Below are 20,888 nucleotides of genomic sequence, written 5' to 3'. Positions count from 1 at the left end.
CATTGGTCTGCTGTCCGGTCAACACCCCGGCCCGCGCGGTCGCGAACCGTCCGGTCGAACCTTGTGCGGGTTCGCCGGTTTCCCTTAGCTTGCAAGGAGATCCCGGTTCCGGCCGGTCACCGAACGCATTCGACGACGAATTCGATTCGAATCCGAGGCCACATGAGCTACCAGGCAAGGAAATGGCGTGCCCGAACGGTGCTGGCCGCCGCCGCGATCACGACGCTGACGGTCGGCGCGGCGGCCGAACCGCCGCGCGCGGCGGCCGGACCCGGCCCGAGCGTGCTGGCCTGCGGCGACCGCGCGTTCAACGCCGAAGCCGTCCTCAGCGGCAGCACCTGGACCGCCCGCAACGGCGGCCGGACCCTGTACACCGGCGGCGACATGCGGGCCGCGGCGCAGGCCGCGATCAACAGCCTCAGCGCGGGCCGCACCGCCAAACAGTGGGTGCTGGTAAGGGGTTCGGGCACGGTGAGCGCGGGCGCGCGGATCAGCCTGCCGAGCTTCACCGGCCTCGACGTCTGCGGCACCATCAACGTCACCGGCTCCGGCTCCGGTGACCAGGCGCCGATCTACTCCCGCGGCACCCGCGACATCGAGGTGCGCTACCTGAAGGTGACCGGCCGTCCGCTGTACGGGATCTTCCTGCGCAACGTGCAGAACGTGGTGCTCGGCCAGATCGACATGCGCCTGGCCGGCGGGCTCGGCGTGCGCATCGACAACCGGGGCGACACCAGCGTGCGCAGCCGGAACATCCGGATTGACAACGTGTTCGTCTCCGGCGCGGGCAGCCACGCGGTGGAGACCTACGGCGTGGACGGGCTCACCATCGGCGCCGTGACCGCGCGCGACGTCGGCCACTCCGGGCTGCTGCTCAACGACACCATCAACGCCACGGTGTCCACAGTGGACGCGGAGAACGCGGGAGCGGGCACCGGCTACGCGGCCTTCCGGGTGGCCAACCGCAACGGCCGGATCGGCAACGGCTATCCCACCAACATCCGGGTGGGCACGGTGCGCGCCCGCGGCGGCGGCCGGGGCGTCTTCTGCGTCTCGGAAAGCGGCGGCCTGGTCATCGACCGCCTCGACCTGGCCAACACCGGCAACAACGCGATCCTGGTGGAGAACTGCCACAACGTGAACCTGGCCGCGGTCAGCGGCACGGTCTCCGGCGGCGGCGAGATCCGGCTGGCCGCGCGCACCGAGTTCGCGAACAACTCCGGCATCACCGTGCAGAACCTGCGGGTGACCAACTCCGCCGTGCGGGAGAGCCCGTGCGGGGTCAACACCACCTTCCGCAACATCACCCTGAACAACAGCAGCATGAACGTCTGCGACTAGCCGCGTTCGGACTCGCTCCGTAGCACACAGAACTCGTTGCCCTCGGGGTCGGCGAGGACTACCCAGCCGGTGCCGTCCGGCTGCCGGTGATCGGCGAGGAAGGTGGCGCCGATCTCCAGCAGCCGGGCCACCTCCTCATCCCGCGAGGTCTCCGGGCGCAGGCACAGGTGAATCCGGTTCTTGACCTGCTTGGGTTCTGGCACCTGGTTGAAGTACAGCACCGGGCCCTCGGCCAGCAGCACCTGGGTCTCCGGGTCACCCGGCTTGTCCGCCGGATGCGGTGGACGGCCGGTCACCCTGCTCCAGAACCGGGCCAGCTCATAGGCATCCGCACAGTCGATCGCCACGTTCTGCACCACCGAAACCATGCGCGCCAGTTTTCCTGACGCGCGGGCCAACCGCTAATCGTGCGGCGAGACCCCGTCGGCCGGGAGGTGCACGTCGAGCCTGCCGCACATGCCGAACCGCTGGCTTTCCCGCGGCGGCAGCGTGCGGATGCCGGCCTCCGCCAGGTGGCCGATGTCCCCGGCCCGCAGCCCGGCCAGCTGCTCGCCGGTGCGCTCGGCCGCGGCCAGCGCGCCGTCCCGCCAGCGCTGCTCCCAGTCGGCCAGCCGGTCCTGCTTCAGGCGCAGGGCGGCCCGGTAGAACTCGTCGAGGGCCTCGTGGTCACCGGACTCGATCCGCTGGCGCAGCACCAGGAAACCCTCGATCGCCAGGTCCCGCCGCCGCCGGGCCGCGGCCTCGTCGCTGGCGTAGGCGTGGGCGGGGTCGGCGAGCGCGGCGGCCTTGGCGTAGGCCTCGGGGTCGGCCAGGGTGGGGGCGGGGAAGGTGAACACCGCGTCACCGGCCTCGGGCAGGCCGGCGTTCTGCATGACCACCACGATCCGCAGGTCCGCGTCGTTGACCAGGCGGTGGATCGTGCCGGGGGTGAACCAGGTGACCGTGCCCGCGCGCAGGGGCAGCTCGGCGAACCCGCGCCGGGTCAGGGTCTGCACCCGGCCCTCGCCGCCGACCACGACGTAGCACTCCGAACAGGTCAGGTGCACGTGCGGGGAGCCGCCGCACACGCCGTCGGCGGTCGGCCAGTCGTAGACGCGCAACCCGGAGATGCCGGTCGCCCCGGGGAACGGCATCACCACGGGTGTCCCTCCACATAGGACTCCAGCTGGTCCCGGTGCCAGGCGCCGTCGGCCACGACCACCCGGTAGCGCAAGCTCAGCGTGGCTCCAGGGGCCAGCTCCACCGGGTCGAAGAAGGCGAAGGAGGGGTTGACCGCGGGGAACGGGGTGTTGCGCACGAACCAGTGCGTGGCCTTGTTGTCCGGGTGGTCCAGGAACAGCAGCGTCGAGCAGCGGTCCACCTCGTCGTGGCGGCCGAGGTAGGCCAGCCAGCGCGCGGGGCGCCCCATCATCTCCGGACCGCCGCCGCCGTCCGCGGCGATGATCTCCCCGTCGGTGAAGGCTCTGGGGCCGCGCCAGAACAGCCCGGTGTACCCGGCCATCGCCCGGCCCTGGGTGGTCGGGCTGCCCAGCACCAGCGGCTCGCCCCTGGTGTTGGTCAGCGCGGTGGCCACCTCCAGCGTCCAGGCCGCGTCCCCGGCGTCGCGCACCGTCAGCTCGCGCACCTCGTCCACCCAGTGCTCGCCGGCCTCGGTGTGCCAGGACAGCCGCTCGGTGAACCCGACCCGATCCGGGCCGCGCTCGGTGACGGTGAGCTGCTCGTGCCGCATGGCGCCGACGTTGGGCAGGGCCACGTAGTCCTGGCCGTGCACGTAGGTGACCCCGCCCCAGAAGTTCTGGCCGGAGACATCCGTCGCGGTCATCGCGATGCCCTTGTGCCACCGGTGGTCGTGCGGCCGGTAGGCGGTCACCACGTCACCGGCGAGGGTGCGCACCGGGTGCAGGTACGGCTTCGGGCCCTCGAACGGCGGCATGGACGGCCGGAAGACGTACTCGAAGAGCTCTGCCCCGCCCGCACTGACCGCGAGCCGGTCCTCGTCCAGCCGGGTGATCGCCAGTGTCATCGCCATGGCGCGCCGACCCCTTCCATGGTGGTGTAGAACGGGTTGTCCGGGCCGATCTCACCGCGGCGCACGGGTGCCGCGGTGAAGGCCGAGGCGTACAGCGCCGCGACGAACTCCATGGTGTCCCTGGCCTCGGCCAGCGTGACCGGCGGCGGCTCACCCCGGTCCAGCGCGTCGTGGAAGGCCTCGATCTGGCAGTCGTGACCGCTGGCCACCGCGGAGCGCTCCCGCTGCCAGCGCGGCAGGACCTCCTCGTGGCCGGGCGCCGGGGTCACCGTCCAGTCCGCGTCGGTGTAGCCGTAGAGGTGCTTGACCTCCACCGTGGCGCGCTCGTAGTCCAAGCGCAGCGCCGAGGTCTGTCGTGGCGAGACCACCGAGTTGACCACGGTGGCCACCGCGCCGTTGGCGAAGCTGACCAGCGCCATGGAGACGTCCTCGGTCTGCACGTCGCGGGCCTGCCGGGCGGCCAGCGCGCGCACCTCCTGCCACGGGCCCAGCACGGAGAGCAGCAGGTCGAACTGGTGGATGCCGTGGCCCATGGTGGGCCCGCCGCCCTCGGTGTCCCAGGAACCCCGCCAGGGCACCGCGAAGTAGGCGTCGTCGCGGTACCACAGCGTGTCGCAGGTGGCCACCAGCGGCTTGCCCAGCTCGCCCGCCGCGGTCATCCGCCGCAGCCGCACCGCGGCCGGGCCGAACCGGTGCTGGAACACCGTGGCCACGTGCGCGGTGGACTCGGCCTCGCCCGCGATCAGCGCGTCCATCTCGGCGAGGGAGAGCGCGGGCGGCTTCTCCACCAGCACGGTGACCCCGGCGGCCAGGGCCTCCAGCGCCAGCGGGGTGTGCTGCCGGGGCGGGGTGCACAGGTGCAGCACGTCCACCGACTCCTCGGCCAGCAGCCTGCCCAGGCTGTCGTAGCTGCGCGGCGCGCCCCACTGGGTGGCGAACTCGCGGGCGCGGGCGGCGTCCACATCGGCCACCGCGACCAGGGTGGCCCGGTCCCCGGCGGCCTGCAGGGCGGCGGCGTGCGCGGCCGCGATCCCGCCGGTGCCCGCGATCGCGGTGCGGTGCCCGCGGCTCATCTGGCAGCGTCCACTTCGGACTGGAGCTCGGTGATGAACGCGGTCGCGGTCTGCTCGGGGGTGGCCCGGCCGAACAGGACGTTCTCGGTGTGCCGCTTCATGATCGCGTCCAGGGTGCTGGCCCCGTTGGGGGTGATCCGCGGCGGGTCGCTGACCGGCAGCGCGTCCAGGAACTCCGCGGCGGCCTTGTCGGTCTCGGTCAGCTTGTCCTTGATCACCGCGCGGATCCGCTGGTTCGCCGGCACCCCGCGTTCGGTGAGCAGCACCTTCGCCGCCTCTTCGTCGTTGGCCAGGAAGTTGACGAACGCGGCCGCCTCGGCCGGGTGCTTCGAGCGGGCGGAGACCGACCAGAACATCGACGGCTTGTAGTAGGCGGACGGGGCCTTCAGTCCCGCCTCGCCGGGCAGCCGGAGCAGCTTGAGCTTGGCCCCGCTGGCCGCGCTCAGCGCGGTCAGCTGGGTGTTCCACCAGGGGCCGAAGGCCGCGGTGCGGGTGGCGGTCGCGGACTGGCTCAGCCCGGCCGATGCCTTCTCCACGGTGACCGGCGGCGGCGGCGCGACCCCGGTGCGGGCCAGGTCGAGCAGGTAGGACCAGTACTCGGTGAGCACCTTCGGCGGGATGACCACCTTGCCCTTGTCGTCGAAGAGCGCCGCGCCGGCCTGGCGGGCCCAGATGGTGAGGCCGCCGCCGTCGTTGATGCCCCAGGACTGCACGCCCCAGGCCTTGCCGCCGGCGGCCTTGGAGATCCGCTCACCGGCCGCGCGCAGGTCCGCCCAGGTCCACTTGGTGTCATCGGGCAGCGGCACGCCGTGCTCGGCCAGCATGTCGGTGTTGACCACGAAGCAGTACGCGGCCAGCCCGACCGGGAGTCCGTACTGCTTGCCGCCGATCGCGCCGGTGGCCAGCGCCTTGGCGTCGAAACCCTCGGTGCTGAGGTGCTTGCCTGCCTCGTTGAGGTCCAGCAGCGCGCCGCGCTCGGCGTAGGAGGACAGGTACAGCTCGTCCATCTGGATGATGTCGGGCGAGTCGTTGGCGGCCATGGTGGTGGCCAGGCTGTCCCAGTAGCCGTTCCACTCCTTGAACTCCCCGCGCACGGTGATGTTCGGGTGCTTGCGCTGGAACTGCTCGATGACCTGCTGGGTCCGCTTGTGCCGGTCGTCCGCGCCCCACCAGGTAAAGCGCAGGGTCACCGGATCCTTGGACAGCTCCTGGCTCGCGCCGGCGCCGCCGGAGCAGGCGACCAGCAGGGTCGCGGTCACTAACAGCAGCACCGCCCTGGTGGCACGGCGCATTGTCCTGATGAGCATGGCGGATAGGTCCTTTCCGGCTACTTGCCGCCGGTCGTGGCGATGCCGCGGACGAGGTAGCGCTGTCCGAGCAGGAAGGCCAGGAAGATCGGCAGCAGGGACACCACGTTCATCGCGAACAGCGAGCCCCATGAGGTCGAGACGGTGGCGTCGATGAACGTGCGCAGGGCGACCGGCACGGTGTACATCTCCGGGTCCGTCAGGTAGATCAGCTGACTGAAGAAGTCGTTCCAGGTCCAGATGAAGGTGAAGATCGTGGTGGTGGCCAGCGCGGGCGTCATCAGCGGCAGCATGATCCGCAGGAAGATCCGGGGGTGGCCGCAGCCGTCGATGCGCGCCGCCTCGTCCAGCTCACGGGGCAGCCCCCTGATGAACTGCACCATCAGGAAGACGAAGAAGGCGTCCGTGGCAAGGAGTTTGGGCACCACCAGCGGCAGGAACGTGTTCACCCAGCCCAGCTGCGAGAACAGGATGTACTGCGGCACGATGATCACGTGGATGGGCAGCATGATCGTGCCCAGCATGATGCCGAACCACCACCGCTTGCCGCTGAACTCCAGCCGGGCGAAGGCGTAGGCGGCCATCGAGCAGGACACCAGGTTGCCGATCACGCAGCCCAGCACCACGATCGCGGAGTTGATCAGGTAGTGCCCGAACGGGGAGGCCAGCGCGCCCCAGCCGGCCACGTAGTTGTCGGTGCGCAGGGTGTCCAGCACCAGGCCGGGGCTGCGGAAGATCTCATCGTCCGGCCGCAGTGAGCTGACCACCATCCACAGCACCGGGTACAGCATCACGAACCCGAGCAGCAGCAGGCCGATGTGCTTGGCGGGCGCGGAGATCCGTCGCCTGAGGTCAGTCGTCATAGAACACCCAGTACTTCGCGGCCCAGAAGTTGACGAAGGTGAACGCGGCGATGATCAGCAGCAGGAACCAGGCCAGCGCCGAGGCGTAGCCCATGTCGAACCGGCTGAAACCCTGCTGGTACAGGTAAAGCGTGTAGAACATGGTCGAGTCCGACGGACCGCCGGTGCCCCCGGAGACCACGAACGCCTGGGTGAAGGACTGGAAGGCGTGGATGATCTGTAGCACCAGGTTGAAGAAGACGATCGGGGACAGCAGCGGGAAGGTGATGTGCCGGAACCGGGACCACCTGCCCACCCCGTCGATGGCGGCGGCCTCGTAGTACATGGCCGGGATCTGCCGCAGCCCGGCCAGGAAGATGATCATCGGCGCGCCGAAGGTCCACACGTTGAGCACGATGAGCGTGGACAGCGCGGTGTCCGGGTCGGAGATCCAGCCCTTGCCCTGCACGCCGACGAGCGCGAGCACCCGGTTGACCAGGCCGTCGGCGCCGAAGATCTGCGTCCACAGCACCGCGATCGCCACGCTGGAGCCCAGTAGCGAGGGCAGGTAGAACGCCGAGCGGTAGAAGGCGAGCCCGCGCATCCCCCGGTCCAGCAGCATGGCCACCCCGAGTGCGAAGGCCAGTTGCAGCGGCACCGAGACCAGCACGTAGGTGAAGGTCACCCGCAGCGCGTTGTGCAGCCGCTCGTCGGTGAGGATGCGGGCGAAGTTGTCCAGCCCGATGAACCTCGGCGGCTGGATCAGGTTGTACTTGGTGAAACCGAGGCCGAAGGAAGCCAGCACCGGGCCGACCGTGATCACGGCCAGGCCGAGGAACCAGGGCGCCAGGAACCAGAACGCGGCCTTGTTGTCCCGCTTGCGCGCGGGGGCGCCACGGCGCAACCGGCGCAGCTCGTCGAGGGCACTCACGGCCTGGGAACCCTCCTCACCGCTCTGTGGATCAGGTCAGCTGGAAAACGCTTTCCAAGACTTGCACCGGGTTGACAGGGGAGTCAAGACCGTTCGCCTCGGGGGGCCGGGATCGCATGGTTTCTGTTGCTGTCGCGCAGGTTCAGTCGTCCGTTGCTGACCAGGTAAGTCACCGGGTCCGGCGATCATGGCCGCTGATCTCCCGGTCTGGCAACGAATGGTCGAATTCGAATCGAATCGGCGGGCATCCGCGCGGTGACGGCTCCGGTGCGCAGCGTCAATTGGTGATCTTCTTGCCCTGCGCTGTCTTCGCCCTGTCCGAGCGCTACCCCGCAGCGCCGAGAGTGGTGTCAATCCCACTGACGGGCGAAGAGGAGAGCACGATGAGTGTCAACAACGGGGTCCGGATCGTCGCGGCGGCCACCGCCCTGCTGGCCATCACGGCGGTCCCCGCCACCGCGGCGACCAGCACCGCCACGCCGCCGCCGGTCCCGGCGGCCGAGCTGGGCATCGACCTGGGTCTGCACCTGGGCGGCAAGCCGGGCCGGCAGCAGATCGCCGGACTGTTCCAGCAGTGGAACGCGGCGCTGGCCACCGGTGACCCGGAGGTGGTGGCCGACCTGTACCTGCCGGACGCGGCGCTGCTGCCCACTCTGTCCAACGAGGTGCGCATCAACCGGGCCGCCATCGTGGACTACTTCAAGTCGTTCCTGGCCAAGGGCCCCAGCGGGCGGATCATCAGCTCCAATGTCAACGTGCTGGACCGCGACACCGCGATGGACAACGGCACCTACGTGTTCACCTTCAAGGACGGCACCACCGCGCAGGCCCGGTACACCTACGTCTACGAGAAGGTCGGCGGCCGCTGGCTGATCGCCGCGCACCACTCCTCCGCGATGCCGGAGAAGTAACCGTTCGACGACCATCGTCGAATATCGTCGAATCGCGGATTCGGCCGGGACGTCCGGCCGAATCCGCTCCAATCTGGTAGCAAAGTTGCCGGAAAGTCCTCGTCGCCGTGGTGTTGACGTGGTTCCGGGGTGGCCGTAGCTTTCCCGGTCGAAGCGCTTCGATTCGACGCTGACCACGGTTTTCCTGGAGGACATCGATGTTCCAGCGAGTGCGGATCGTGGCGCTGTGCGCCTTGCTACTGGCGGCCGCGGGTTGTGGTGGCTCCGGGGACTCCGACGCGAACACCCTGGAGGTCTGGCACTACGAGGCGCCCAACAGCGCCATGGGCATCGCCTGGCAGCAGGCGATCAAGGAGTTCGAGGCCGGCCATCCCGGGGTGAAGGTCCGCTTCCAGGAGAAGGGCTTCGAGCAGATCCAGAAGACCGCGCCGATGGTGCTCAACTCCCGTGAGGCGCCGGATGTGCTGGAGTACAACAAGGGCAACGCCACCACTGGGCTGCTCTCCCGGCAGGGCCTGCTGACCGACCTCAGCGAGGAAGCCGGGAAACGCGGCTGGGACAAGCTGCTCGCCCCCGGCCTGCAGACCACCGCGAAGTACGACGAGCGCGGTGTGATGGGCTCCGGCAAGTGGTTCGGCGTGCCGAACTACGCCGAGTACGTCACCGTCTACTACAACCAGGACGCCTTCCGGCAGCGCGGGATCGCGGTGCCGGCCACCCTGGCCGAGCTCACCGCGGCGATGGACGCCTTCGTCGCCGCTGGGGTGACCCCGCTGTCGGTGGGCGGCGCGGAGTACCCGGCCCAGCACATCCTCTACCAGCTCGCGCTGAGCAAGGCCGACCGCGGCTGGGTGGACCGCTTCCAGCGCTACACCGGCCCGGTCGACTTCCACGACGCCGCCTGGAGCTACGCCGCGGAGACCTTCGCCGAGTGGGTGCGCAAGGGATACCTCAAGAACACCGCGGCCGGGGTCAAGGCCGAGGACATGGGCGCGGCCTTCACCAGGGGCGAGCACCCGATCATGATCTCCGGCAGCTGGTGGCACGGCAGGCTGGCCAAGGAGGTCACCGGCTTCCAGTGGAGCACCTTCCGCTGGCCCGGCAACAAGCTCAGCGCCGGCTCGGCGGGCAACCACTGGGTCGTCCCGCAGGGCTCGAAGAACAAGCAGCTGGCCTACGACTTCATCGACATCACCATGCGCAAGGGCATCCAGAACAAGCTCGCCGAGGCAGGCGCCATCGCGGTGGCCGCCGACCCCGCGCCGGCCGCCGACGCGCGCACCAAGGTGCTCAACGACGACTTCACCGCACTGGTGCAGGGGGACGGACTCGCCTTCTACCCCGACTGGCCCGCGCCCGGCTACTACGACGCCATGGTCTCCGGCACCCAGAAGCTGATCACCGGGGCCGCGCCGCCGCACCAGGTGCTGACCGAGCTGGCCAAGCCGTACCAGGAAAACCTGGCCACGGTCGGCAGATGAGGACCCGCGCCTACTGGCTCTACCTGATCCCCGGCGCCCTGCTGTTCCTGGCGGTGATCCTGGTGCCGCTGGTGATGAACCTGGGCCTGAGCCTCACCCGCTGGTCGGGGGTCGGCGATCCACAGTGGACCGGACTCGACAACTACGAGCGGTTGTTCGCCGACGGCACGTTCTGGGCCTCCTTCCGGCACAACATCGGGCTGGTGCTGGCCATGGCGGTCATGCCGACCCTGCTGGGCCTGGTGCTGGCGGCCACCCTGTTCGACATCGTGGGCAAGCGGTTCGGCCCGCGCACCGCGAGCGTCATCCGCGCCTGCCTCTACCTGCCGCAGGTGCTGCCGATCGCGGTGGCCGGCATCGTCTGGAGCTGGATCCTGGCCTCGGAGAACGGCGCGCTCAACGAGGTTCTCGCCGGCCTCGGCCTGGGCGCGCTGGCCCAGGACTGGCTGGGCAACCCGGACCTGGCGCTCTACAGCGTGATGGGCGTGCTGGTGTGGGTGCAGCTGGGCTACCCGGTGGTGATCTTCATGTCCGGGTTGCAGCGGGTGGATCCCGCGCTGTACGAGGCCGCCGACCTCGACGGCGCGTCCTGGTGGCGACGGTTCTGGCACATCACCGTGCCGCACATCCGGCCGGAGAGCTATGTGGTCCTGTTGACCTGCACCATCGCCGCGCTCAAGGTCTTCGGCCCGATCTACGTGCTCACCAGGGGCGGACCCGGCGGGGCGACCACGGTGCCCTCCTACTTCAGCTTCCAGAACTTCTTCGAGCGCACCCAGGTCGGCTACGGCGCGGCCATCGCCACCGTGCTGCTGGTGGTCATCCTGGCGCTGACCGCGGTCTTCGTCCGGGTGCAGCACCGCGGCGAGCGGGCGGGGGCGAGCGCATGACCCAGCGGATGACCCGGCGCCGGATCGGCTGGCCCGCCACCGCGGTGCTGCTGTCGCTGGTCGTGCTCGCGGTGGCCATGCTGGCGCCGTTCGTGATCGTGGCGCTCAACGCGGTCAAGACACCCGCGGAGTACGCCGCCGACGGCCCGCTGAGCCTGCCCAACGGGCTGCACCTGGCCGGGATCATCGACTTCTGGCAGCGGGTGGACTTCGGCGGCAAGCTGCTCAACAGCTTCCTCATCAGCGGCGCGGTCGCGGTGCTGGCCGTGCTGGTCTCGGTGTGCAACGCCTACGCGCTGGGCATCGGCCGGGTGCGCGGGCGGGTGTGGATCGTGGTGCTGTTCCTGATCGCCAACACCATGCCGCAGGAGGCGCTGGTCTACCCGCTGTACTACCTGTTCAAGGAAGTCGGCCTGTACGACACCCAGCTCGGCGTGATCATCGTCTTCACCGTGATCCAGGCGGCCTTCGGCACCTACCTGCTGTCCTCGATCCTCGGGGAGTTCCCGCGCGAGATCCTGGAGGCGGCCCGGATCGACGGCGCCAACTCCTGGCAGGTGCTGACCAGGGTGGTGGTGCCGGTCAGCAGGCCGACGCTGGGTGTGCTGTTCGTGTTCTTCTTCATCTGGACCTGGAACGAGTTCTTCCTGCCGCTGGTGCTGCTGGTCTCCAACGAGACCCAGACCGTGCCGGTGGCACTCGGTGTGCTGCAAGGGCAACGCATGATGGACGCGACCACCACCAGCGCCTCCGCGCTGCTGGGCCTCATCCCGGCGGTGGCGTTCTTCCTCATCTTCCAACGGACCCTGACCAGGGGACTGACCGCGGGAATGGGCCGATGAAGTTCAGCGACGGCTACTGGCTGCTGCGCGAGGGCGTGCGCGCCGAGCACCCGGTGCAGGCCCACGACGTGACGCCGGGGCCCGGCTCGCTCACCGTGCACGCGCCCACCAGGCGGGTGCGCCACCGCGGCGACCTGTTGAAGGGCCCGGTGGTCACGGTCGGCCTGACCGCGCCGATGCCGGGGGTCATCGGCGTCACCATCACCCACTTCGCCGGGGAGCAGCCGAGACAGCCGAGGTTCGAGCTGGCCGTGGCCGACCGCTCGGCCGGGCCGGACGACTGGGACTCGGTGTCCATTGTGGACGATGAGGCGGTGCTCAGCTCCGGCGAGCTGTCGGTGCGGGTGGCCCGCGGCAGGCCGTGGTCCCTGGACTTCATCGCCGAGGGCAGGGTGCTGACCTCCAGCGGTGACAACGGCATGGGGTTCATGACCACCGGCGACGGCGGGCACCACGTGCGCGAGCAGCTGCGGCTGGCGGTGGGCGAGCTGGTCTACGGGCTGGGGGAGCGGTTCGGGCCGCTGGTGAAGAACGGCCAGGTGGTCGACATCTGGAACGCTGACGGCGGCACCGCCAGCGAGCAGGCCTACAAGAACGTGCCGTTCTACCTGAGCAGCGCGGGCTACGGCGTGCTGGTCGACCACCCGGGGCTGGTCTCCTTCGAGGTGGGCTCGGAGGCGGTGTCCAAGGTGCAGTTCAGCGTCGAAGGCCAGTCGCTGCGCTATTTCCTCATCCACGGCCCTGCGCCCAAGGACGTGTTGCGCCGCTACACCGCGCTGACCGGGCGGCCCGCGCTGCCACCGGCCTGGTCCTTCGGGCTGTGGCTGTCCACCTCCTTCACCACCTCCTACGACGAGCAGACCGTCACCGGTTTCCTGGACGGCATGCGCGAGCGGGACATCCCGCTGAGCGTGGTGCACTTCGACTGCTTCTGGATGCGCGAGCTGCACTGGTGCGACTTCCAGTGGGACCCGCGCACCTTCCCCGATCCCGAGGGCATGCTGGCCAGGCTCAAGGCGCGCGGGCTGAAGGTGTGCGTGTGGATTAACCCCTACATCGCCCAGCGCTCGGCGCTGTTCGCCGAGGGCCAGGCCAAGGGCTACCTGCTGCGCAGGCCCAACGGCGATGTCTGGCAGTGGGACCTGTGGCAGCCGGGCATGGCGCTGGTGGACTTCACCAACCCGGCCGCGCGCCGCTGGTACGCCGAGAAGCTGGGCGCGCTGCTGGACCAGGGCGTGGACTGCTTCAAGACCGACTTCGGCGAGCGGGTGCCCACCGACGTGGTCTACTACGACCGCGCCGACCCCGAGCGGATGCACAACTACTACACCTACCTCTACAACCGCACCGTCTTCGACCTGCTGCGCGAGCGGCGCGGCGAGGGCGAGGCGGTGGTCTTCGCCCGCTCGGCCACCGTGGGCTGCCAGCAGTTCCCAGTGCACTGGGGCGGGGACTGCGAGTCCACCTTCGAGGCGATGGCGGAGAGCCTGCGCGGCGGGCTGTCCCTGGGCCTGTCCGGCTTCGGCTTCTGGAGCCACGACATCGGCGGCTTCGAGGGCACCCCGGACCCGGCGCTGTTCAAGCGCTGGATCGCCTTCGGGCTGCTGTCCTCGCACAGCCGCCTGCACGGCAGCTCCTCCTATCGGGTGCCCTGGCTCTTCGACGAGGAGTCCACCCCGGTGCTGAGGTTCTTCACCCGCCTCAAGGCCCGCCTGATGCCGTACCTGTTCGGCGCGGCGGTGCAGGCGCACACCGAAGGCGTGCCGGTGCTGCGGGCGATGGCGCTGGAGTTCCCCGGCGACCCGGCCTGCGCCCACCTGGAACGGCAGTACCTGCTCGGCGACGACCTGCTGGTGGCCCCGGTGTTCAGCGCTGACGGCGAGGTCTCCTACTACCTGCCCGAGGGCACCTGGACCGATGTGCTGACCGGCGAGGCGGTGCCGGGCGGCCGGTGGTTGCGGCGGCGGTTCGACTTCCAGTCGCTGCCGCTGCTGGCCAGGCCCGGCTCGGTGATCCCGTTCGGCGCGGTGGATGACCGGCCGGACTACGACTACGCCGAGGGCGTGACCCTGCACGTGCACCAGCTCGCCGACGGGACGCGGGTGCGCACCAGGGTGCCGGAGCTCACCGGCGCGACCGCGGTGGTCTTCGACACCGCGCGGATGGGGCGCACGGTCATGGTGCAGGCCGACCGGGAGGTCACCGGCTGGCGGGTGCTGCTGGTCGGGGTGCGCTCGGTGCGCTCGGTCGACGGCGGCCGGATCACCGCGCATCCGCACGGCACGCTGGTCGAGGCGGAGAGCCCGGTGGTCACGGTGGTCCAGGGGAGCGACGATGATCAAGATCACTGACGTGGCCCGGCATGCCGGGGTGTCACCGAGCACGGTGTCCTACGTGCTCAGCGGCAAGCGGTCGATCTCGGAGGAGACCGCGCGCCGGGTGGAGGAGAGCATCCGGGTGCTGGGCTACCGTCCGCACGCCGGGGCCAGGTCGCTGGCCAGCAGCCGGGCCAAGGTCTTCGCGCTGGTGATCCCGTTGCGCAGCGGGGTGCACGTGCCGGTGATGATGCGTTTTGTGGCCGCAGTGGCCACCGCGGCCCGGCGGCACGACCACGACGTGCTGCTGCTGACCCAGGAGGAGGGCGCCGAGGGGCTGCGCCGGGTCGCCCGCTCCGCGCTGGCGGACGCTTTTGTGCTGATGGACGTGCAGCTGCACGACGAGCGGCTGCCGGTGCTGCGGGAGCTGGACCGGCCCGCGGTGCTCATCGGCCTGCCCGCCGAGGACTACGGCTTCACCTGTGTCGACCTGGACTTCGCCGCGGCGGGGGAGCGCTGCGTGCGGCACCTGGCCGGGCTGGGGCACCGGGAGATCGTGCTGATCGGCTCCCCGCCGGAGGTCTACGCCAGGGAGACCGGGTTCGCCGCCAGGGTCCGGGACGGCCTGCAGCGGACCGCCCGCCACCTGGGCGTGCGCACCACGGTCTACCCCTGCGCGGCCGACCCCGAGGCGGCCCGCGCGCTGGCCAGGGCGGTGCTGCGGGAACGGCCAGAGGCCACCTCGGTGGTGGTGCACAACGAGTTCGTGCTGGACGCGCTGCTCGCCGAGCTCGGCAGGTCGGGCGTGCTGGTGCCCAGGGACATCTCGGTGCTGGCGCTGTGCCCCGACGAGCAGGCCGAGCGCGCTGCCGTCCCGCTCACCTCGGTCGCCATACCAGCCGAGGAGCTGGGCGAGCGGGCCGTGGAGCTGCTGGTGGCCAAGCTGGACGGCCACGAACCACCCAGGACCGCGCTGCTGCCGCCCCGGCTGACCGAGCGGGCCAGCACCGCGCCCCCGCGCGCCTGAAACCCTGCCAGGACCGCGCCTGAAACCCTGCCAGAACAAGGAGAACCAGCGTGGCTGCCCTGTCCCGACCGAGGAGACGCCGCACCGGCCGCGGGCTCGCCGCGCTGCTCGCGGTGCTGGCCTGCGCCAGTGTGCTCGCCCCCACCGCCCAGGCCGAGGCGGACCACCGCTTCCGCGATCCCCGACTGCCCTTGCCGACCAGGGTCGATGACCTGCTCCGGCGGCTGACCCTGCCGGAGAAGGTCTCCCTGCTGCACCAGTACCAACCGGCCATCCCCCGGCTGGGCGTGCGCTCGTTCAAGACCGGCACCGAGGCCCTGCACGGCATCGGCTGGTCCACCGACAGGTCCACCGGCGGCTCGGTGGTCACCGCGGCCGGCACCGTGTTCCCGCAGGCGATCGGGCTGGCCAGCACCTGGAACCCGGAGCTCGTCCGGCAGGTCGGCGCGGTGGTGGGCACCGAGGCCCGCGGCTACCACGCGGAGAACCCGGACGTGTGGGGACTTCAGCTGTGGGCGCCGGTGGTCAACCTGCTGCGCGACCCGCGCTGGGGCCGCAACGAGGAGGGCTACTCCGAGGACGCGCACCTCACCGGCGTGCTCTCCACCGCCTACGGCAAGGGCGTGCAGGGCCCGGACCCGGACCGGCTGCGCGCGGCCCCGGTGCTCAAGCACTACCTGGCCAACAACAACGAGACCCGGCGCACCACCACCTCCTCGAACCTGCCGCCGAGGGTGAAGAAGGAGTACGAGGAGGCCGCGTTCAAGGCCGCGATCTCCGCGGACGCGGCCACCGGCGTGATGATGGCCTACAACCTCATCAACGGCCGCCCGGCCACCGCGCACGCCGACGCCAACGAGGTGATCCGCTCCTGGACCAAGCGGGAGCTGTTCAACGTCACCGACGCCGCGGGGCCGAACAACCTGGTGCAGTCGCAGCGGTACTACGCCGACCGGGCCGAGGCCGACGCGGCCACGCTCAAGGCCGGGGTGGAGAGCTTCACCGTCGACGACACCGACTCCAGCAAGACGGTCAACGCGGTGAACACGGCGCTGAGCAGGGGGCTGATCGCGGAGTCCGATGTGGACACCGCGGTGCGGCGGATGCTGAGCGTGCGGTTCCGGCTCGGCGAGTTCGACCCGGGCGGCGGGCCCTACGGCCACATCACCAAGGGCGTGGTGAACAGCCCCGAACACCAGCGGCTCAACCGCAAGGCCGCCGCCGAGGCCATGGTGCTGCTGAAGAACGAGCGCGGCACGCTGCCGCTGGATCCGGCGCGGGCCAAGAAGGTCGCGGTGGTCGGGCCGCTGGCCGACACCCTCTACACCGACTGGTACTCCGGCTCGCTGCCCTACCGGGTCACCCCGCGCCAGGGCATCACCGAGCGGCTCGGCGCGGGCGGCTCGGTCGCCTTCGACGAGGGCGTGGACCGGATCGCGCTGCGCACCCCGGACGGCCGCTACGTCACCGCCCCGGCCGACGGGTCCGCGCTGACCGTGACCGGCGCGGGCGCCGGGCAGCACTTCGACTCCTTCGACTGGGGCGAGGGCGTGCTCGCGCTGCGCGCGGCGGCCAACAACCGTTACGTCTCCTACGGATCCGGCGGAACACTGGTCAGCAACGCCGAGCAGCCCAACGGCTGGTACGTCCAGCAGCAGTTCAAGCTCACCCCGCACGGCGCGGGCCACGTGCTGGAGTACGCGGGCAACGAGACCGACGAAGGCTGGTTCGGCGACAAGAAGTACGTGGTGGCCGGGGCGGACGGCAAGCTCACGGTGAGCGCGGCGACCCCGGCCGCGGCGACCACTTTCACCAGGGAGACCGTCAGCAGCGGGGTCGAGCAGGCGGTGCGGGCGGTGCGCGGTGCGGACGCCGCGGTGGTCGTGGTGGGCAGCATGCCGTTCATCAGCGGCCGCGAGGACGACGACCGCGCGGACCTCAACCTCGCGGCGGGACAACAGAAACTGGTCGAGGCGGTGCGCGCGGCCAACCCGAACACCATCGTGGTGCTGGAGAACAGCTACCCGACCACGATCAACTGGATCCAGCAGCACGTGCCCTCGGTGCTGTGGACCTCGCACGCCGGCGCGGAGACCGGCCACGCGCTGGCCGACGTGCTCTTCGGCGCGCACAACCCGACCGGGCGGCTCACCCAGACCTGGTACCGCTCCGAGAAGGACCTGCCCAGCCTGCTGGACTACGACATCATCAAGAACGACCGCACCTACCAGTACTTCCGCGGCAACCCGCTCTACCCGTTCGGCCACGGCCTGTCCTACACCGAGTTCGGCTACCGGAACCTGCGGCTGAGCAGGCCGGTGGTGGCCGCCGACGGCGAGGTGACGGTCAGCGTTGAGGTCACCAACACCGGTGCGCGGGCGGGGGAGGAGGTCGTGCAGCTCTACACCCACCAGCGCGCCTCCCGGGACAAGCAGCCGCTGCGGCAGCTGCGCGGGTTCGACCGGGTGCGCCTGAACCCCGGTGAGACCAAGACGGTGCGGCTGACCCTGCGCGCCGCCGACCTCGCGCACTGGGACGTCACCCGCAACCGCTGGGTGGTGGAGACCAGCCCGCAGGACATCATGGTCGGCCGCTCCGCCACCGACATCCGCCAGCAGGGAACGTTGTTCGTGCGCGGGGAGACCATCCCGGCGCGCGAGCTGACCGGCCCGGCCCGCGCCGTCGACTTCGACGACTACCGGGGCGTGGACCTGGTCGATGAGAGCAAGGCCCGCGGCGACGCGGTCGGCGCCACCGCGGGCGACTGGATCAAGTTCAGCGACGTGCGGCTCAACGCCAAGTCCCTCACCGCCGCGGTGGCCAGGGCGGCGCCCGGGGAGACCACCGTGCAGCTGCGGCTGGACGACCCGGTGCGCGGTCCGGTGATCGGCACCGCGACGGTGCCCAGCACCGGGGACGCCTACCGCTACACCACGATCACCGCGCCGCTGACCGGCGCGCACGGCCGCCGGGACGTGTACCTGGTCTTCGGCGGCGACCTGCGGATCAGCTCCCTTTCCCTGCGCTGACAAGGGGTCCGGCCATGCGAACGAGGCTCACCGCGGCGGGGCTGACACTGGCCCTCTCGCTCACCCTGCCCATCACCCCCGCCGCGGCCGCCCCGGCCGCAGGCGGCGGTTTCTCGGTGCTCACCTACAACATCGCCGGACTGCCCGAGGGCATCTCCTCGGGCAACCCGGCGGTCAACACCCCGCTGATCAGTCCCCGGCTGGCGCCCTATGACGTGGTGGCCGTGCAGGAGGACTTCAACTACCACGCCGCCCTCTACGCCGGGGACAACCACCCGCACCGCACCGCCACCAGCGGCGGGGCCGGGATCGGGGACGGGCTCAACACCCTGTCCGCGTTCCCGGTGCAGGACTTCACCAGGGTCAAGTGGGCCGCGTGCAACGGCACGGACTGCCTGACCCCCAAGGGTTTCACCGTCTCCCGGCTGCGCGTGGCCGAGGGCGTGCACCTGGACCACTACAACCTGCACGCCAACGCGGGCGTCACCGAGGCCGACCTGGCCGCCCGCCGGGCGAACATCACTCAGCTGACCCGGTTCATCGCCACCCACTCGGCGGGCAACGCGGTGCTGGTCACCGGCGACACCAACACCCGCTACACCCGCGCCGGCGACAACATCCGCGAGCTGGTCGCGGGCGCCGGCCTGACCGATCCCTGGGTCGAGCTGGTCCGCGGCGGGCAGCCGCCGGCCGCGGGCGCACCGGCGCTGGTGTGCGGCCCGGCCGCGGTCACCACTGAGTGCGAGGTGGTGGACAAGATCTTCTACCGGGGCAACCGGCTGCTCCGGCTCGCCGCGCGCTCCTACCACAACGAGCACGCCAAGTTCTTGGACGCCAAGGGAAAACCGCTCTCCGACCACTACCCGCACCTGACCAGGTTCGAGTTCACCCTGGCCGAGGGCATCCGGCTCAGCGACCACTTCGGCGGCCCGCACGGCACGCCGTTCACCGACCTGGACCGGGTCAGCGGCCCGTTGGCCGAACGCGCGGTGGTGCTGCGCGGCGCGGAACGCCTGGACGCGGTGGAGCTGACCCGCGCGGACGGGACCACCCTGCGGCACGGCGGTTCCGGCGGCAGCGCCAGCACGTTGACCCTGGACCCCGGTGAGCGCCTGGTCCGGCTGACCCTGACCAAGGGCCAGCACTCCGGCCGCACCAGGGTCTTCTCCGCGCAGCTGGCCACCGACCGGGGGCGGGTGGCCAGCGCGGGGCGGCCGACCGGTGACGCGGTGACGTTCACCGCGCCACCGGGCTGGCGCATCGCCGGGTTCACCGGCCGGGCCGGCGTGGAGGTCGACCAGCTGGGCGTGATCTACCTGCCAAGTTGACTGGGGGTCGCCTGGGCCCGGTCGCGGTGACCGGGCCCAGGCGCGGGGCCTCAGTCCGCCTTGACCACGTGCACGTCCAGCCCGGCCTCGCGGTGCCGGGCCACCCAGTGGTCGATGGCCTGGCCGCAGGCCTGGTCGAGGTGTCGCAGGCCGGTGAGGTCCAGCCGCACGTGCTTGGTCAGCGGCAGGCCTTCCAGCACCGCGAGCAGCCTGGGCAGCCGCAGGAAGGTCGCGTTGCCGCGGAGCACGACCACCTCGTCCTCCGGGCCTTGCGGGGTGACCGTCACGGACAGGTGCGAGACGTCCCACGCGGTCTTGAGCACCGCGGCCAGCAGCCCGGCCAGGGTGCCGGTGAGCAGGTCGGTGCTCACGATCAAGCCCGCGGTGAGCACCAGGATGGCGCCCTCGGCCCGGTCGGTGCGCAGCATCTCCGCCACCGCGCGCAGACCCAGCAGCTTCCAGCCCGCGTGCACCAGCAGCGCGGCCAGCACCGCGGCCGGCAGGTAGGTCAGCAGGCCCGGCAGCAGCGCCGCGAACAGCAGCAGCCACACCCCGTGCAGCACCCGGGAGGCCTTGGTCTGGGCGCCCGCGTTGACGTTGGCCGCGCTGCGCACGATCACCGCGGTCATCGGCAGCGCGCCCAGCAGGCCGCACACCGTGTTGCCCACGCCCTGCGCGACCAGCTCCTGGTTGTACTGGGTGCGCGGCCCGCTGTGCATGCGGTCCACCGCGGCGGCGCTGAACAGGCTCTCCGCCGAGGACACCAGCGCGAACACCAGCGCCGAGCCCAGCACCCCGGCATCCAGCAGCGAGAAGTTCGGCAGCTGGACCTGCTCCAGCAGGTTGCCCACCTGGATGCGCTGCACGTCCAGCCCGGCGGCCAGCGCGACAGCGGCCGCGACGACCACGCCGACCAGCACCCCCGGCACGGTGCGCAGGCGCCGCGGCGCGCGCTGCCACAGCGTCATCACCACGACGGTGAGCACGCCCACCCCCAGGGCGCTCAGCCCGGCCGGGGTGGTCAGCGCCGACTCCACCAGTCCCGGCAGCCCGGCCGCCTTCGCCCAGGTGCTCGCCGGCTGGGCGGCGCCGGCTAACGGGTAGAGCTGGCCGAGGATGAGCACCAGCCCGATGCCGGCCAGCATGCCCTGCACGACGGCGGGGGAGATGGCGCGGAACCAGGTGCCGCAGCGCAGCGCGCCGAGCAGCACCTGCAACAGCCCGGCGCCGAGCACGATCAGGCCGAGCGCGCCGAGGCCGTGCTTGGCCACCGCGTCGGCCACCAGCACGGTGAGCCCGGCCGCCGGGCCGCTGACCTGCAAGCTGCTGCCCGGCAACAGGCCGACCACGATGCCGCCGACGATGCCGGTCACGATGCCCAGCTCGGCGGGCACGCCGGAGGCCACCGCCACGCCGACGCACAGCGGCAGGGCCACCAGGAACACCACCAGCGAGGCGCCGAGGTCCTGGCCGATGGTCTGCCGCCAGCCGGGGCGGCGCAGCGGGGGAGTGTGTTGCTGAGTGGGTTCCATCGTCCTGGTC

The 20,888-nt window shown here is 70.9% G+C and carries 17 protein-coding genes; 9 read left to right on the top strand and 8 right to left on the bottom strand.

Features of this window, described 5'->3' with window-relative positions:
* Positions 1-162 precede the first annotated feature (162 nt).
* Complete coding sequence (locus ACWDY5_RS17990) at positions 163-1,341, top strand: hypothetical protein (RefSeq protein WP_449723308.1); 1,179 nt, start codon at positions 163-165, stop codon at positions 1,339-1,341.
* On the opposite strand, the gene ACWDY5_RS17985 is transcribed toward ACWDY5_RS17990, so the two are convergent.
* Genes ACWDY5_RS17985 through ACWDY5_RS17955 form a run of 7 tightly spaced genes read right to left on the bottom strand, consistent with a single transcriptional unit; the run spans position 1,338 to position 7,523 of the window.
* Positions 1,338-1,709, bottom strand: coding sequence for a VOC family protein (locus ACWDY5_RS17985; protein WP_449723307.1), 372 nt, complete (start codon positions 1,707-1,709; stop codon positions 1,338-1,340). The genes ACWDY5_RS17990 and ACWDY5_RS17985 overlap by 4 nt on opposite strands.
* Before the next feature lie 33 nt (positions 1,710-1,742).
* Positions 1,743-2,474: a cupin domain-containing protein gene (locus tag ACWDY5_RS17980; RefSeq protein WP_449723353.1), complete on the bottom strand. Its 732-nt coding sequence runs from the start codon at positions 2,472-2,474 to the stop codon at positions 1,743-1,745.
* Positions 2,474-3,370, bottom strand: coding sequence for a DUF6807 domain-containing protein (locus ACWDY5_RS17975; RefSeq protein WP_449723306.1), 897 nt, complete (start codon positions 3,368-3,370; stop codon positions 2,474-2,476). The genes ACWDY5_RS17980 and ACWDY5_RS17975 overlap by 1 nt, the downstream gene beginning before the upstream one ends.
* On the bottom strand, positions 3,361-4,443 hold the full coding sequence (locus ACWDY5_RS17970; protein ID WP_449723305.1) for a Gfo/Idh/MocA family protein: 1,083 nt from the start codon (positions 4,441-4,443) through the stop codon (positions 3,361-3,363). Before ACWDY5_RS17970 ends, ACWDY5_RS17975 begins: the two co-directional genes overlap by 10 nt.
* Entirely contained in the window at positions 4,440-5,750 is a 1,311-nt protein-coding gene (locus ACWDY5_RS17965; protein WP_449723304.1) for an ABC transporter substrate-binding protein, read from the bottom strand. The genes ACWDY5_RS17970 and ACWDY5_RS17965 overlap by 4 nt, the downstream gene beginning before the upstream one ends.
* A gap of 20 nt (positions 5,751-5,770) precedes the next feature.
* The gene (locus ACWDY5_RS17960; protein WP_449723303.1) at positions 5,771-6,613 is read right to left on the bottom strand and encodes a carbohydrate ABC transporter permease; all 843 of its coding nucleotides are present in this window, start codon (positions 6,611-6,613) and stop codon (positions 5,771-5,773) included.
* A complete protein-coding gene (locus ACWDY5_RS17955) occupies positions 6,603-7,523 on the bottom strand; it encodes a carbohydrate ABC transporter permease (RefSeq protein WP_449723302.1) in 921 nt (306 codons plus the stop codon). The genes ACWDY5_RS17960 and ACWDY5_RS17955 overlap by 11 nt, the downstream gene beginning before the upstream one ends.
* A gap of 383 nt (positions 7,524-7,906) precedes the next feature.
* On the opposite strand from ACWDY5_RS17955, the gene ACWDY5_RS17950 reads away from it, so the two are divergent.
* The 8 genes from ACWDY5_RS17950 to ACWDY5_RS17915 all read left to right on the top strand — a co-directional run bounded on the left by ACWDY5_RS17950 (position 7,907) and on the right by ACWDY5_RS17915 (position 19,346).
* A complete protein-coding gene (locus ACWDY5_RS17950; RefSeq protein WP_449723301.1) occupies positions 7,907-8,434 on the top strand; it encodes an SgcJ/EcaC family oxidoreductase in 528 nt (175 codons plus the stop codon).
* A 197-nt stretch (positions 8,435-8,631) separates the two neighbouring features.
* Complete coding sequence (locus tag ACWDY5_RS17945; RefSeq protein WP_449723300.1) at positions 8,632-9,915, top strand: ABC transporter substrate-binding protein; 1,284 nt, start codon at positions 8,632-8,634, stop codon at positions 9,913-9,915.
* The gene (locus tag ACWDY5_RS17940) at positions 9,912-10,805 is read left to right on the top strand and encodes a carbohydrate ABC transporter permease (protein ID WP_449723299.1); all 894 of its coding nucleotides are present in this window, start codon (positions 9,912-9,914) and stop codon (positions 10,803-10,805) included. Before ACWDY5_RS17945 ends, ACWDY5_RS17940 begins: the two co-directional genes overlap by 4 nt.
* Positions 10,802-11,647 (top strand): carbohydrate ABC transporter permease, encoded by an 846-nt coding sequence (locus ACWDY5_RS17935; protein WP_449723298.1) that lies wholly within the window; start codon positions 10,802-10,804, stop codon positions 11,645-11,647. The genes ACWDY5_RS17940 and ACWDY5_RS17935 overlap by 4 nt, the downstream gene beginning before the upstream one ends.
* The gene (yicI, locus tag ACWDY5_RS17930) at positions 11,644-13,998 is read left to right on the top strand and encodes an alpha-xylosidase (RefSeq protein ID WP_449723297.1); all 2,355 of its coding nucleotides are present in this window, start codon (positions 11,644-11,646) and stop codon (positions 13,996-13,998) included. The genes ACWDY5_RS17935 and yicI overlap by 4 nt, the downstream gene beginning before the upstream one ends.
* Positions 13,982-14,989, top strand: coding sequence for a LacI family DNA-binding transcriptional regulator (locus ACWDY5_RS17925; RefSeq protein ID WP_449723296.1), 1,008 nt, complete (start codon positions 13,982-13,984; stop codon positions 14,987-14,989). Before yicI ends, ACWDY5_RS17925 begins: the two co-directional genes overlap by 17 nt.
* 50 nt (positions 14,990-15,039) lie before the next feature.
* Positions 15,040-18,018 (top strand): glycoside hydrolase family 3 C-terminal domain-containing protein, encoded by a 2,979-nt coding sequence (locus ACWDY5_RS17920; protein WP_449723295.1) that lies wholly within the window; start codon positions 15,040-15,042, stop codon positions 18,016-18,018.
* A gap of 14 nt (positions 18,019-18,032) precedes the next feature.
* Positions 18,033-19,346, top strand: coding sequence for a jacalin-like lectin (locus tag ACWDY5_RS17915; protein WP_449723294.1), 1,314 nt, complete (start codon positions 18,033-18,035; stop codon positions 19,344-19,346).
* Positions 19,347-19,396: 50 nt separating this feature from the next.
* On the opposite strand, the gene ACWDY5_RS17910 is transcribed toward ACWDY5_RS17915, so the two are convergent.
* Positions 19,397-20,878: a SulP family inorganic anion transporter gene (locus tag ACWDY5_RS17910; RefSeq protein ID WP_449723293.1), complete on the bottom strand. Its 1,482-nt coding sequence runs from the start codon at positions 20,876-20,878 to the stop codon at positions 19,397-19,399.
* Between the last annotated feature and the right edge of the window lie 10 nt (positions 20,879-20,888).

This window comes from Crossiella sp. NPDC003009 (genome assembly GCF_053591555.1).
This window is presented reverse-complemented; position numbering and strand designations above follow the sequence as displayed.

Coding starts and splice junctions, on each gene's coding strand:
- ACWDY5_RS17985 (WP_449723307.1), bottom strand. CDS start 1,709: ATGGTTTCGGTGGTGCAGAACGTGGCGATCGACTGTGCGGATGCCTAT.
- ACWDY5_RS17950 (WP_449723301.1), top strand. CDS start 7,907: ATGAGTGTCAACAACGGGGTCCGGATCGTCGCGGCGGCCACCGCCCTG.
- ACWDY5_RS17925 (WP_449723296.1), top strand. CDS start 13,982: ATGATCAAGATCACTGACGTGGCCCGGCATGCCGGGGTGTCACCGAGC.
- ACWDY5_RS17945 (WP_449723300.1), top strand. CDS start 8,632: ATGTTCCAGCGAGTGCGGATCGTGGCGCTGTGCGCCTTGCTACTGGCG.
- ACWDY5_RS17965 (WP_449723304.1), bottom strand. CDS start 5,750: ATGCTCATCAGGACAATGCGCCGTGCCACCAGGGCGGTGCTGCTGTTA.
- ACWDY5_RS17910 (WP_449723293.1), bottom strand. CDS start 20,878: ATGGAACCCACTCAGCAACACACTCCCCCGCTGCGCCGCCCCGGCTGG.
- ACWDY5_RS17990 (WP_449723308.1), top strand. CDS start 163: ATGAGCTACCAGGCAAGGAAATGGCGTGCCCGAACGGTGCTGGCCGCC.
- yicI (WP_449723297.1), top strand. CDS start 11,644: ATGAAGTTCAGCGACGGCTACTGGCTGCTGCGCGAGGGCGTGCGCGCC.
- ACWDY5_RS17935 (WP_449723298.1), top strand. CDS start 10,802: ATGACCCAGCGGATGACCCGGCGCCGGATCGGCTGGCCCGCCACCGCG.
- ACWDY5_RS17980 (WP_449723353.1), bottom strand. CDS start 2,474: ATGCCGTTCCCCGGGGCGACCGGCATCTCCGGGTTGCGCGTCTACGAC.
- ACWDY5_RS17970 (WP_449723305.1), bottom strand. CDS start 4,443: ATGAGCCGCGGGCACCGCACCGCGATCGCGGGCACCGGCGGGATCGCG.
- ACWDY5_RS17940 (WP_449723299.1), top strand. CDS start 9,912: ATGAGGACCCGCGCCTACTGGCTCTACCTGATCCCCGGCGCCCTGCTG.
- ACWDY5_RS17975 (WP_449723306.1), bottom strand. CDS start 3,370: ATGGCGATGACACTGGCGATCACCCGGCTGGACGAGGACCGGCTCGCG.
- ACWDY5_RS17960 (WP_449723303.1), bottom strand. CDS start 6,613: ATGACGACTGACCTCAGGCGACGGATCTCCGCGCCCGCCAAGCACATC.
- ACWDY5_RS17915 (WP_449723294.1), top strand. CDS start 18,033: ATGCGAACGAGGCTCACCGCGGCGGGGCTGACACTGGCCCTCTCGCTC.